The 13320-nt window shown below is 64.1% G+C and carries 14 protein-coding genes and 1 pseudogene; 2 read left to right on the top strand and 13 right to left on the bottom strand.

What is annotated here, in order from left to right:
- Positions 1-2 precede the first annotated feature (2 nt).
- Entirely contained in the window at positions 3-329 is a 327-nt protein-coding gene (locus AC1PLS_RS09535; RefSeq protein ID WP_102252027.1) for a YerC/YecD family TrpR-related protein, read from the bottom strand.
- A gap of 223 nt (positions 330-552) precedes the next feature.
- Positions 553-1986, bottom strand: a complete 1434-nt coding sequence (gene hisS / locus AC1PLS_RS09530; protein ID WP_104542015.1) for a histidine--tRNA ligase — start codon at positions 1984-1986, stop codon at positions 553-555.
- A gap of 245 nt (positions 1987-2231) precedes the next feature.
- On the opposite strand from hisS, the gene AC1PLS_RS09525 reads away from it, so the two are divergent.
- Positions 2232-2855, top strand: a complete 624-nt coding sequence (locus AC1PLS_RS09525) for a Crp/Fnr family transcriptional regulator (protein ID WP_054592468.1) — start codon at positions 2232-2234, stop codon at positions 2853-2855.
- 250 nt (positions 2856-3105) lie between these two features.
- Here the strand turns inward: AC1PLS_RS09525 and AC1PLS_RS09520 are convergent, their stop codons facing one another.
- Both AC1PLS_RS09520 and thrC read right to left on the bottom strand, forming a co-directional pair.
- Entirely contained in the window at positions 3106-3852 is a 747-nt protein-coding gene (locus AC1PLS_RS09520) for a murein L,D-transpeptidase catalytic domain family protein (RefSeq protein ID WP_115510935.1), read from the bottom strand.
- Positions 3853-3953: 101 nt separating this feature from the next.
- Entirely contained in the window at positions 3954-5261 is a 1308-nt protein-coding gene (gene thrC / locus AC1PLS_RS09515) for a threonine synthase (protein ID WP_184434669.1), read from the bottom strand.
- A gap of 146 nt (positions 5262-5407) precedes the next feature.
- Here thrC and AC1PLS_RS09510 point away from each other — a divergent pair, with 146 nt between their 5' ends.
- Entirely contained in the window at positions 5408-5722 is a 315-nt protein-coding gene (locus AC1PLS_RS09510; RefSeq protein WP_065032272.1) for an EthD family reductase, read from the top strand.
- Between the two features lie 74 nt (positions 5723-5796).
- Here AC1PLS_RS09510 and AC1PLS_RS09505 read toward each other — a convergent pair whose 3' ends face one another.
- From AC1PLS_RS09505 to AC1PLS_RS09465, 9 genes and pseudogenes are all read right to left on the bottom strand, one after another.
- Positions 5797-6747: a homoserine kinase gene (locus tag AC1PLS_RS09505; RefSeq protein ID WP_184434672.1), complete on the bottom strand. Its 951-nt coding sequence runs from the start codon at positions 6745-6747 to the stop codon at positions 5797-5799.
- Between the two features lie 29 nt (positions 6748-6776).
- Positions 6777-9284, bottom strand: a complete 2508-nt coding sequence (gene thrA / locus AC1PLS_RS09500) for a bifunctional aspartate kinase/homoserine dehydrogenase I (RefSeq protein ID WP_184434675.1) — start codon at positions 9282-9284, stop codon at positions 6777-6779.
- Positions 9285-9377: 93 nt separating this feature from the next.
- On the bottom strand, positions 9378-9545 hold the full coding sequence (locus AC1PLS_RS09495; protein WP_184434755.1) for a hypothetical protein: 168 nt from the start codon (positions 9543-9545) through the stop codon (positions 9378-9380).
- Between the two features lie 259 nt (positions 9546-9804).
- On the bottom strand, positions 9805-10293 hold the full coding sequence (locus AC1PLS_RS09490) for a TspO/MBR family protein (RefSeq protein WP_439655020.1): 489 nt from the start codon (positions 10291-10293) through the stop codon (positions 9805-9807).
- Positions 10294-10726: 433 nt separating this feature from the next.
- Positions 10727-11047, bottom strand: coding sequence for a hypothetical protein (locus tag AC1PLS_RS09485; protein WP_184434678.1), 321 nt, complete (start codon positions 11045-11047; stop codon positions 10727-10729).
- Positions 11048-11514: 467 nt separating this feature from the next.
- Positions 11515-11715, bottom strand: a pseudogene (locus tag AC1PLS_RS09480) (S-layer family protein); the annotation flags it as partial.
- A 341-nt stretch (positions 11716-12056) separates the two neighbouring features.
- Positions 12057-12440 carry a hypothetical protein gene (locus AC1PLS_RS09475; RefSeq protein WP_144410759.1) on the bottom strand — a complete coding sequence of 128 codons (384 nt, stop codon included), beginning with the start codon at positions 12438-12440 and terminating at the stop codon, positions 12057-12059.
- Between the two features lie 87 nt (positions 12441-12527).
- Complete coding sequence (locus AC1PLS_RS09470) at positions 12528-12710, bottom strand: hypothetical protein (protein WP_154831913.1); 183 nt, start codon at positions 12708-12710, stop codon at positions 12528-12530.
- Positions 12711-12870: 160 nt separating this feature from the next.
- On the bottom strand, positions 12871-13116 hold the full coding sequence (locus tag AC1PLS_RS09465; protein WP_221237852.1) for a hypothetical protein: 246 nt from the start codon (positions 13114-13116) through the stop codon (positions 12871-12873).
- Positions 13117-13320: the final 204 nt, after the last annotated feature.

The raw sequence follows: 13320 nt of genomic DNA, 5'->3' as shown, positions 1-13320 counted from the left end.
TCTCAGTGGGATTCGACAGGGCGCGACGATTGCTCGCGCAGGGCCTCGGCATAGCCGCCGGCGCCATGTTCCAGGGTGCGCGCAACGCGCCCGATGGTGGTCACGCTGACCTGGGTCAGCTCGTGGATTTCGCGATACGGCACGCCCTTGATCAACAAGGGCACCACCCGCCAGCGGTCGGACATGGCCTCCAGCTCGGCGGGCGTGCACAGGTCGCGCAGAAAGGCCTCGACCGCACCGGGCTCCTTCAGGCACGCCAGCGCATCGGCCAGCATCTTGAGGGAGGCGGCGGCATCGGCACTTTCGCGGGAGGCAGGTCGTTGTTTCATTGCGTTAATGTAATAGCGTGTTAGTACATTAACGCAAAGGCAGGCCCCAAGACAAGCCCGACGGGCGAAGCGTTCAGAGAAGTCCCGGACCGTGGCGGCGGACCAGAAACGACAAACCCACCGACACCGAGGTGCCAGTGGGCCTGTGCATGCTTTGGCAGGGGTGAGCGCTGCTGACCGGCTTTAACAACCTGGCGGCGCCATCGCACTGCTTCCGGAGGCGTCAATCGCCGGTGGCGTTACCGGCCACCAGCATCGCCCTGGCCTGCTCCAGCTCCACCAGCAAGGTGCTGGCCAGCTCGTCGCGGGCCACGTCGAACTGCTGCTCGCGCACCAGGTCCTTGACCGCCACCACCCCGCGCGCCAGCTCGTCGTCGCCGGCCAGCACCACGAAGCGGATGCCCGCGCGTGCGGCGTACTGGAACTGCTTGCCGATCTTCTTCGGCTCCATCTGCACTTCGGTATTGATGCCGCCGATACGCAGCCGACGCGCGATATCCAGCGCATCGTCCAGGCGCGACTCGTCCATCAGCGCCACCATCGCGTGCACGCTGCTCTCGGCGATGCCCTGGATCAGGCCGGCCTCGCGCAGCTGCCAGAACAGCCGGGTCAGGCCGATCGAGATGCCAACGCCGGGCAACTTGGACTTGGTGTAGTGGCTGGCCAGGCTTTCGTAACGGCCGCCGGAGCAGATCGAGCCGATCTGCGGGTGGTCGGTCAGCGTGGTCTCGTAGACCGTGCCGGTGTAGTAGTCCAGCCCGCGCGCGATCGAGAAGTTCAGGCAGTACGCGCTCTCGGGCACGCCCAGCGCCTTGACCAGTTCCAGCACCTCGCGCAGCTCGGCGATGCCCTCGCCCAGCGTCGCGCTCGCAGCGACCGAGGCCTCCAGCGCCTGCAGCTGCGCCAGCGCATCGGCATGCCCGTTCGAGCGCACCGCCACGAAGGCCAGGATCTTGTCGACCTGCGCGGCGGCGATGCCGAAGCCTTCGCCCACCAGCGTGTCGCGCACGTAATCGGCGCCGCGCTTGTCAATCTTGTCGACCTCGCGCAACACCGCCAGCTGCAGCTCGCCCTCGGCCACGCCCAGGCTTTCGAAGAAGCCGCGCAGCAGCTTGCGGTTGTTCAACTGCACCTTGAACGCGCCGATGCCCAGCTCGGCGAACACCGCGTGGATCACCGCCAGCACTTCGGCGTCGTAGCGGATGCTCAACGCATCTTTGCCGATCACGTCGATGTCGCACTGGTAGAACTCGCGGAACCGCCCGCGCTGGGCACGCTCGCCGCGATACACGCGCTGCATCTGGTAGCGGCGGAACGGGAAGCTCAAGTCGTGCTCGTGCTCAGCCACGTAGCGGGCCAGCGGCACGGTCAGGTCGAAACGCAGTGCCAGCTCCGGCAGGCCGCCCTCGCCGCCCTCGTCTGCCGCCGCGGCGGCATTGGCCAGCGCGCCGGTGGACTGCACGAAGTAGACCTGGCGCTCGGTCTCGCCGCCGGACTTGGTCAGCAACACATCGGACAGCTCGAACACCGGGGTTTCGACCGGCAGGAACCCGAACCGCTCGTAGTTGCGGCGGATGACGTCCAGCATGCGCTGGAACGCGATCTGCTCGCGCGGCAGCAATTCCATGATGCCGGGCGGCGTACGGGGCTTGATCACGAGCGAAACTCCTGCAGGGCAATGTGGCGAACGCGCAATTCTACCGGCTGCCGGCCGCGCTGACCGCATGGCGTATCATTCACACGCATTCCAGCAGTGCGTGACTCATGTACCGGCAGCTTCCAGACCCCAGCACGACCTGCCCGGCGCCCGGCGCGGCCACGCGCACCGATGCGCGCGGCTCCGACTGCGCACAGTGTGCGGTCCGCGGCCGGGCCATCTGCGCGGCGCTGTCGCCGCAGGAAATGGACGCACTCGACCAGGCCACCAGCGCCCAGTCGTACGCGCCCGGCAGCACCCTGGTGCGCGCCGGCGACACCCGCCACCACGTCTATACGCTGACCTCCGGTGCGCTGCGCATGGTGCGCACGCTGGCCGACGGCCGCCGCCAGGTCACCGGCTTCGTGCTGCCGGGCGATTACGTGGGGCTGACCGAAACACCGCAGCACCGCCACGATATCGAAGCCATCATCGACAGCCGGGTCTGCCGCACGCCGCTGGCACAGATGCGCCAGTTGCGCGAGCGCTACCCGCAGCTGGAACGCAAGCTGCTGCAGCGTGCCAGCATGGAGCTGGCCGCCGCGCAGGACACCGGCCTGCTGCTGGCGCGCCTGCAACCGGGCGAACGGCTGGCGCACTTCCTGCTGCGACTGGCCGCCCGCTCCACCCAGCCCGGCGCCAGCGGCGACACCGTCGCCCTGCCGATGAGCCGCAGCGATATCGCCGACCACCTCGGGCTGACCGTGGAAACGGTGAGCCGCACCTTCACCAAGCTGCGGCAACAGCAGCTGATCGCGCTGCCGCAGCTGCATCTGGTGCAGATCCTGGATTACGCGGCGCTGCGCAGCCTGGCGGGCGATACCGTCTGAAACGCGGCGGCCAGCAGGACCGATGCGACCAGCGAGCGCGCGCGCCCATAGGCGCAAGTGGTGCGGATGTTGGCATCAACAATTTCGGATGTTTGCGCGCCCGTCCGCACCAGGCCATCGACCAAGCTTTGCTTTGCGCGTCGCGCAGACAGCAAGCATCGCCGCGCGTGACTGACCCGCAGATTCGAACGCGATGCCGGCACTCCAGGCCGCTCGCGCGATCGTCACCGCCCGCGCCGCCTACAACGACTCAGCGACCGCCCAGATTCGCGCTCGCCACCGACGCGCCGCAGCCGCCGCCCAGCAACCGCGATTGCCGCAGCCAGGCCCGGTCCGGGTAGTAGGCGAATACGAAGGCGCCCTCACGCAAGGTATCGATCAACTGTCGGGCCACCGCCGGACGCACCGCCGGGCAGCCCAGGCTGCGGCCAAGCCGGCCCTGCGTGCGGATCACCGCCTCGCTGACATAGGGCGCGCCGTGGATCACGATTGCGCGGTCGCGCGCATGGTCGTTGAACCCGGGCTCCAGCCCCTTCAGCCGTAACGAATAGCCGTTGTGGCCGGTATACGACTCCTGCGCGGTGAACGCGCCCAGGCTGGACTGGAAACTGCCGTCGTCGTTGGAAAACTTGGCCGCCAGGTTGTTGCCGGTGTTGCGCCCGTGCGCCACCCATTCCTGGAACAGCAACCGCTGCCGCTCCAGATCGAACACCCACAGCCGGCGCTCGGTCGACGGCCGGCTGTAGTCGATGACGCTGAGCACGCGTTCGGCGCCCACCTGCTGGCGCTGCCGCGCGCATTGCAGCGCCTCGGCCGCCAGGGCCAGCACCTGGCGATCCAACGACGGCGCCTGCCGCGCCAACGCATCGACCAGACCAATACGCGGTACGCCCAGCCCCGGCAACGGCGCGGCGGAGATGGCATCGGCCGCACTGGCCATTCCAGCCGCTGCCCACCCGCACAACGCGGCGGCAACGGCGATCACTCGATAAGACATGCAACGACCCACATCGGACGCGGCGCCATGGCGGAACCGCACCCCCTACAAATAGCCGCATGTGCGGCACTTTCCAACCCCGGCAGGCTGAACGCGTTCGGTCAGGCCGCATCCGCAAGCAGGCGCTGCCGGAACGCCGCGTAGTCAGGCGCCAGCGTTTCGGCATGCGCAGGACGCTGCAGCAGCGCGGCCAGTGCCGGCGGCACCTCCACCTCACGCCCGATCAGCGGCTCGACCACGCCCTCGAACTTGGCCGGATGTGCGGTGGCCGCCACCGCCCAGTCGCCGGTGCCGCCCTCGGCCCCTTCTGCGCGCAGCTGCTCGAGCACATGCACGGCGGTGGCGGTATGCGGGCAATGCACTTCGCCGTAGCGCGCAAAGCGCTGCTGCACGGTGTGGCGGATCGCCGCATCGTCCACCGAAAGCGCACGGAAGGCCTCGCGCAGCGCGACGTCGTCGCCCTGGTAGAGCCAGCGCAGCCGTTCGAAGTTGCTCGGCGCACCCACGTCCATCGCATTGGCCAGCGTGGCGATGCTGGGCTGCGGCGCGTAATCGTCGCCGGCAAAATAATCCGGCAACACATGATTGGCATTGGACGCCAACGCGATACGGCCCAGCGGCACACCGAGCGCGCGCGCCAGGATCGCCGCCAGCCCGTTGCCCAGGTTGCCGGTGGGCACCACCAGATTCAGCGCCGCCCCCGCCCCGGCATGGTGCTGCAGGGCGGCGTGCGCGTAATAGCTCATCTGCGGCAGCAAGCGGCCCAGGCTGATGCTGTTGGCCGAACTCAGCGGCAGCTGCGCCTGCAGGTCGGCATCGTTCAGGGCCTGCTTGACCATCGCCTGGCAATCGTCGAACGAGCCGGCCACGCGCAGGGCGTGGATGTTGTCGCCGAAGCAGCCCAGCTGATGCGCCTGGCGCGGCGACACGCGCCCGTCCGGATACAGCACCACCACGCGCAGACCCGGCTGGCGGTGGAATGCCGCGGCCACGGCAGCGCCGGTGTCGCCGGAGGTGGCAACCAGGATGGTGAGCGGGCGGTCTTCGGCACGGCGCAGGCGGGTCAGGCAGGCGGCAAGAAAGCGTGCGCCGAAATCCTTGAACGCGGCGGTCGGGCCATGGAACAGCTCCAGCGCGTAGTCGCCAGGGGTGCCCAGGGCCACCAGCGGCGCCGGGAAGTCGAACGCTTCGGCACAGATGGCCGGCAGCTCGGCCGCCAGCGCATCGCCGTCGAAGAACGGCCGCAGCAACGTGGTGGCGGTGTCGGCCAACGTGGTGCCGGCCGTCAGCGTGCGTGCCGGTGGCAGGGTCTGCGGCACGTACAGGCCGCCATCGGGCGCCAGGCCGGCGGCAATCGCCTGGCTCAGGCTGGCGGCGGGCGCGCCGCCACGGGTGGAGAAAAAGTTCATGGTGACGACTCCAGACAAGACGAAGACGGGGCGTTGCCCGTGAATGAGAAGGCCGGACACTGCGGCATGGCCGCGCCGCGTTGCGGCGGCGCCCGGCAAGGGCGGCGCAGCGCTATGCTGCGCGCACCTTCCAGTGGAGCCGGCAGATGATCAAGGTCAGCGTGATGTACCCGTACCGGGAAGGCGCCCGCTTCGACCATGCCTACTACCGCGACTCGCACATGCCACTGGTGAGCGCGCGGATGGGCGCGGCCTGCCTGCGCTATACGGTGGACAAGGGCATCAGCGGCGGCGAGCCGGGCAGCCCGCCGGCCTTCATCGGCATGTGCCATATCTTCTGCGAGTCGGTGGAGGCCTTCGGCGCCAGCTTCGGGCCGCACGCCGAGGAGATTCTCGCCGATATCGCCAACTACACCGATCTTGCGCCGGTCATGCAGATCAGTGAGGTCGTGGTCGGTTGAAGCGTGCCTTGCGCGCTGCACGGCCTGCCTGCCGTGCGCGGGCGATCGATCGACGACGACATCCGCGCGACGGCTCATGCGAGCAACCGCGCGGCCGAGCTGGCGATCGGGGACACCCAGTGCTGGCTGTCCAGGCCAACGCCTGCGAAGGCGGCCTTGACCGATGCGGCGGCCGCGTCGGCGGCAGCGCGCGATGCGAACCAGGCGAACACGCTGGGGCCGGCGCCGGAGATGCTGGCACCCAGGGCATCGTGATCCAGCGCGGCCTGCTTGGCAGCGGCAAACCCGGCGATCAACGGCGCGCGGCGTGGTTCGATCAGCACATCGCGCAGTCCCGCCCGCACCAGCCCCGCATCGCCGGCATGGCAGCCGGCCAGTACCAAGGCCAGGTTGGTGCTCTGCGCGACGAACTCACGCAGCTGATACTCGCCGGCCAAGGCTTCGCGCGCGCGGCGGGTTTCCAGCACCGCATCCGGATGCACCAGCAGGCTGTGCCATGCCGCCGGCACGTTGATCGGCACCAGACGCTCCAGCGTGCACAGCACCAGGCCGCCTAAAAACAATGGGCCAAGATTGTCGCCGTGGCGGCTACCGCTGGCCACCGCCTCGCCATCGAGTGCGTGCTGATACAGCTGCTCGTTACTCAACGGCGCATCCAGCAGCGCGTTGGCGGCAACCAACGCCGCCACGCATGACGCTGCAGAGCCGCCCATGCCCGAACTCAAGGCGATGCCTTTGTCGATTTCGATTTCAAAGCCGAACGGCAGCGACAACGCCGCGCGCAACGACATCAATGCCGCACCCGCCGTGTTGCGTTCGGCATCCAGCGGCAAGGCCACGGTGGTGCCGCGGATGGCGGCGATGCGCACCACAGGCGCATCGATGCGCCGCACCGTGACGGTGTCACCGACGCCGTCGATGGGATAGCCGAGCAGATCGAATCCCACCGCCACATTCGCCACCGAGGCCGGTGCAAAGGCGCGTGCCTGGCCAAGCTCGCGCGCAGCGATCGCCACCTGTTGCATCTCCGCGGACTGGTCTGCAACCGCCTGATTCACAAGCGTGCCCCCTCGCCCGCCGCCACCCGCAGCAGATCGGCAAACACGCCGGCCGCGGTGACTTCCGGGCCAGCGCCCGGGCCTTGCACCACCAACGGGTTTTCGCAGTAGCGACGCGTGGTGAACTGCACCACGTTGTCGGTCAGGCGCAAGTTGGCGAACGCGTGATCGGCCGGCAGTTCGACTAGGCCGACGCTGGGAGCACGATCCGGCGGCAGCTGCGCGACATAGCGCAGCACATTGCCGCGTGCACGTGCGTCGGCCAGGCGCTGCGCGAACGTCGCATCCACCTCATGCAGGCGCGCCATGAAATCGTCCACGCTGGCCTGACGTAGTGCTTCGGGCACCAGGCTTTCGACCTGCACATCTTCCAGGCTGATCTCGCGCCCGGCTTCGCGCGCCAGGATCACCAGCTTGCGCGCCACATCCACGCCGGACAGATCGTCACGCGGATCCGGTTCGGTATAGCCCATGCCGCGCGCCTGCGTCACCAGTTCGGCGAACGGCACGCTGCCGTCGTACTTGTTGAACAGCCAGGCCAACGTGCCGGAAAAGATGCCCTCGATCGAGGTCACTGCATCGCCGGTATCGACCAGATCGCGCAGCGTGGTGATCACCGGCAAGCCGGCGCCCACGGTGGCTTCGTAACGGAAGCGCGCGCCGCTGGCATCGGCCGCCGCACGGATCGCCTGATACCGCTGCAACGGACCGGAGCCGGCCTGTTTGTTCGGCGTCACCACATGGATGCCGGCAGCCAACCAGTCCGCATAGCGATCGGCCACTTCTGCGCTACCGCTGCAATCAATGATCACCGTATGCGGCAGATGCGCGGATAACAGGTGCGTGGTGAAACGCTCCAGATCGGTCGCGGTGGCTGCAGAGGCGAAGGCATCGCGCCAGTTGCCGACCAGGCCGCGCTCGTCCAGCAGCATGCGGCCGCGCGAGACCACTGCGCGCAGGCGCAGATCCAGGTTGGCCTTGCCCAGCAACTGCGGCTGCGCAATGCGCAACTGATCCAGCAACGCCGCGCCCACGTTACCCGGGCCAATCACGCCCACCGAGAACGTCTGCGGCGACAGCCAGAAGCCGGCATGCGCAGCGCGCAAGGCCTTGGTCGCATGCGCTGCGTCGATGGCCACCGAGATGTTGCGCTCCGACGAACCCTGTGCGATCGCCAGGATATTGACCTGCGCACGCCCCAGCGACTCGAACAACCGCGCCGCCACACCCGGCTGGCCGGCCATGCCATCGCCCACTGCAGCGAGCACACTGATGCCGGTGGTCAGCTGCACACGCTGCACCTGACCGACCGTGAGTTCATGCGCAAACGCCTGCAGCAAGGCATTGCGTGCGCGCTCGGATTCATGCTGCTTGACCACGCAACAGATCGAATGCTCGGACGAACCCTGCGAGATCATCACCACCGACACCTGCGCCGTGCGCAGCGCCGCGAATACCCGCTCGGCGGTGCCGGGCACGCCGATCAGGCCGGTGCCTTCCAGGTTGAGCACGGCCAGATCCGGGCTCAGTGTCAGCCCCTTGATCGGCCCGCTCACCGCGCTGCTGGCGGTGATGCGCGTGCCCGGATGTTCCGGCTGGAAGGTGTTGCGGATGATGATCGGCAAGCCGCGCTCGATCGCCGGCGACATGGTCTGCGGGTGCACCACCTTGGCGCCGAAATAGGCCAGCTCGCAGGCCTCGTCGTAGCTCAGCGTTTCCAGCTGCACCGCTTCGGGCACCACGCGCGGGTCGGCTGAGAGCACGCCGTCCACGTCGGTCCAGATATGCAGCTCATCGGCATCGAACAAGGACGCGAAAATTGCACCGGAATAATCGCTGCCGTTGCGCCCCAACGTGGTGATGCGGTCGGCGCGGTCGCGCGCAACGAAGCCGGTGACCACCACGCGCGTCTGCGGATGCGCCTGGCGCCAGGTCGCAAGCCGCTGCGCGCTGGTGTCCCAGTCCACATCGACACCGAGTTCGCCACGGTTGACCACCAGCACATCGCGCGCATCCAGCACCGCACAATCCTCGCCAAGCGCACGGAAATGGTCGCCCAGCAATTGCGCCGAATACACCTCGCCCAGGCCTTGCACGCGGTCGAGCACCTCGCGCGGCAACTCACCGATCACCGCCAATGCGCCCAGGATCTGCGACAGATGCTCGAAGCGCTCGTCCAGCCACTCCACCGACGGCCCGGAATGCTCGCCCAGCAGGGCCACCGCCGCACCGCGATGGCGCGCACGCGTCTCATGCCAGCGCTCGCGCCATTCGGGGCGGTTCTGCGCGGCCAGTTCGGCCAGCGCGATCAAGGCATCGGTCACCCCCTTCATCGCCGACACCACGGTGACCTGCACCGACTCGCCGCGTGCCAGCAACAGCTGCGCCACATGCCGGTAGCGCTCGGCATCGGCCACCGACGTGCCGCCGAATTTGTGCACGACGGTGCGTGCGGAAGATGCGGCAACAGCGGCGGGTTCGAGCAAAACAACAGGCGATGACATCGACAGACCTCGTTAGGGAGGCCCCGTCCGCATCAGGTGAGGGAGGAAAGCCCCCGCATCCTGATCCGGGTGCGGGGCCGTTGTTTTCGGAAGTTACGCGAAGACGACGGGCCGCACCGGGCGAATGGTGACGGTGGTAATGGTGGTGATAATGCCGGCCACGCCCGCACCCGGCCGCAGGTGCGGCTGGCAGATAAGCGAAGCGTTGGCGCAGGCGTTATGCATGTACGCAAAAGACATCACCGGGCCGAGGCCTGTCAAGCGCTGTGTATCAAACCAGCCTTGCGCAACGCGGCGCCTATACAGAAAGCCTTGCGGGACAAAGATTTAAGCAAGGCAGCCCCAAACGATTGATTGCTATGGAAACTTTTTATGCGCCGGACCAAGCGGTGCTTGCGCAGCATCCCATAGTGAGACCTGGTGCTAGACGACGTCGGATCCGGCTGATGCGAGTAGCCGCCGCGCACCCTTCTCGCGCCAAACGCAGAGGTGCATCAGCCACTTTTGACCCATACAGCCCTTAGCCAAGCACCTGCGGATTGAGCTGCCACACCGCATAGTTCAACGCCGCCGCAAAACTCACCCACAGCAGATACGGAACCAGCAACCACGCAGCAACCCGCTGCCACTTGGCGAACGCTACGATCGTCAGCACCAACGCCAACCACAGCGCCACAATATCGACAAACGCCCAAGCACCCATGTGCCAGGCAAAGAACAACCAGCTCCACAACCCGTTCAACCCCAACTGCAGCACGAACAGACCCAGCGCCCCACGCGCACTGCTCCATCCGCCGCGGCGCCAGACCAGCCACACCGATATCGCCATCATCCCGTACAGCACAGTCCACACCGGCCCGAATAACCATCCCGGCGGTGCCCAGTCCGGCCGCTGCAAGCCGGCGTAGAAGCTCGCCGCTTGGATCGATGCCGCCGCTCCCAGGGCCGCGACCAGATAGCACAGCACCAACGAGCCCAGGAGTCCAAACCACTGCGATTTCTTTGTCATCGAACTCTCCAACCAAGAGCAGAAAGTGCGGATGCGACGCGAAGGCATCTAACTGACGCCCGGAACCCTGCCATACCGCATGTCCAGGCAATGAAAACAGTGCTGCGTCCGGCCTTAGGGCTGTGCAGGTAACAAACCGTAGAGTGAACTAGAGCGTCTGGGAGCCAAGCAGCTTGCGTGATAGCGCCCATGTATTGACGGACAATTATGTGCATTTACTAATCACGGCGGATGGTCAGGTCATTACCGGCGGTCAACTACAGGCTTTCGCCGGTGCTGATGTTGGTGCGCATGGCGACCTTGCCGTCCAGGCCGGTGGTCGGGGTCAGCGAAAGGTTGTTGCCTGCCTGCAGTGCGGCACTGCCGCCGGCGTTGATGCTCAGGACGGAATCCCGCTTAATTACCTCCGCCCCCTTTTTTAATTTTTTTCGGCTTACTCATTTCTCCTCATGAAATGGTCTGACATTTTCAACAAATAGTCTTGGAGCTTATCCTCGTCAGATGAAAGATCCTGGACCATTGCGAAACACCCTTTTTTACTTACAGCGTAAGCCCATTTCAAACCGAGCATTCTATCGGGAGGTATATTTATACCCCCCCTTAAAAAAAACATCCAACAAAATTCTGCCTCTAAGTGCCTATCACTAAATATCGGTAACTCATTTCCAACCACATCCCCCAAGATTACCCGAACCTCCTTTTCTGCAATTTTTAATGCTTCCACAACTGATATATCTTGCGCCTCATATTTCATAGCGGGGGCCTCCCGAGCTGAACGGTCACATCAGGATTTAGCTGAACCAGCTTACCTGATTGGGTGTCGATAAAGAAAATTTTTTCGTCTTTATTTACAACATTAATAACATGAAAAACTTTCCCCGGCTGTTCAATAATAAGCGGTCACCCAGCACCGCCACCTTAACCATTTCCTCTATAACTGTTGCAGGCTTACTCCGAGAATTAAATCCGAAGGGCGATGATGGAAGCAACCCATTCATATCAGCATATTTTTTTGCATCAACAACCGCATCCAAATTTTTACCAGAAAGTCGTTACTGCGCCGCATTACACAAGATACGCAGTTAGTGTTAACGCCTGGCCCAGCACCCTCGACATAATTGGGATTAACCCCAATCAAATTTGTAAATTCATCTGCAAGCGGCCTTGCTTCCATATAAATTGTGTTGAAAGCGCTGCCGAGCCTGGCATTTGACGCCCCTGGCGGTACTGCGCCACGCCATCGGCGTAGTTGCCCAGGTAGCGGCGACCGGTGAGCTGGGTGATCTGGTCCACCAGGCGCTGCTCGTAGAAGCCATCGCCCAGGCGGGTCTGGGTCCACTCCGGGTCCACGCCCAGCTTGTCCAGCAGGAAGTCGCTGCTGATGAAGTTGTCGTAATTGACGAAGCGCGGATCGGTCTCGATCAGGTAACGACGGCCGGGGCCATTGCTGCGCCAGGCATTGATGCCGCCCAGGCCGGTTGCCGCACGCCCCATGGCCATGCGATCGGTGGCCGTGCCATTGGACAGACGATACAGCCCGCCGATGGGCAGGCCGCCCTATGCGCCGATGCTGTTAAGCGCGCTGCCGCTAATGCTGCGCCTTGGCTGCTGGTCACGCTGGCGATCAGGGCCGCCCCCTTAATTACCTCCGTCCCGGATGTTGCACAGATCATTGATATTGCAAAATCATTGATTGTAAAGAGCTAAAGCTGGGAAAACCTCAGCCTTCGCCCCCGATTTTTCAGGTTCGAGGTTCCACCTTACTACTCAACAACAGACCACGTATATTTCTCTAGAGAAGAAAATTCACAAAAATCCAGAAGAGCAATCATTGCCAAATCATAACTCGCTAAAGAAGAGGATTCATACTCTCCATATTGCCCACCAACACAAAGTTCAACATTGCCACCTGGCATATCCGACTTCACTTCATAGCTAATATCTTCTGGAGAAACTTTATTGACCAAGAATTTCTCACCTCCGCCACCAATAAAGAGTACCCAACCATCCTCTCTCTTCACACAAAGCAACGTATGCCGTTCGCCATTCAATTTCCCAAGCAAATTAACCACACCACCTTGATCCAAACCATATAACTCCTCGTCCACATTATGATATCCAACTCGATTGTCAAGATAAAATTTCATATTAAGGCCTAATCAATAAAGGAACATCAGGGTCAATAACTGTCAATTCCTTTAAACCCAGACGCGCGCGTCGCTGGTGCTTTCGTTCTAAGAAGCGTTGGAGCGATGACTGCTGACCTGGATCACCACCGGGGTAATGGCCGCCATGGTGCCAGCCGCTGCGCCATGGGCATCGCGGCTGATCTTGCTCATGGTTGAGCCGGTATCGACCATCTTCTTGGTGGTCGAACCGCGTGCGCTGAGGTACGACGCACCCGGGTCGTAGGTCACGCACATCGAGAAGCCGCTCGACTTGCTCGCTGGCTGGCCTGGTGATCGACCGTGTCCTGGCGCGCCAGCAGGGCGATGTCCTTGGCCGCAAGCGTAACGTTCTTGCCGGCACCGATGTCCGCTAACGGGGGTCAGATTCACTTCCTCCGCAAATAGCAGTCTACGGCGTCAGCTCCTGCGAGGCTCCCTGCACATTAGCACCGACGTCTGGTTGCGAGTCTTGTGCGACGGCCAGATTTACACGCATTGAACTTGCCTGTGTCCCGCAGCACATCGTGCAGCCCGGGAACAACGCTTGCCATGCTTTCTTGATGATGGCGATCGACTGCGCTATCTGCACCTGATACATCAGGCCCTGCACGCCACAGGCTGCCAGCTGGATGCTTACGTATTGATGGACAACCATGTGCACTCGCTAGTCACGCTCTGCAGCGGGACCAATCGGGCAACTGATGCAACGGCTTGGGGAAAACTACGTAGCATTGTGCAATGGCCGCCGTTGGCCCACTGGTACGCTATGGGAAGAGCAGCACAAAGCATCTCTTGTGGAGAGTGCGGACTACGTCCTTCGCTGCTATCGCCACATTGCACTCAATTCTGTGCGTGGTCG

The organism is Xanthomonas sp. NCPPB 3218, assembly GCF_056725185.1.
Note: the sequence above shows the minus strand (reverse complement) of the source record. Positions and strands in the feature narration are given on the sequence as shown.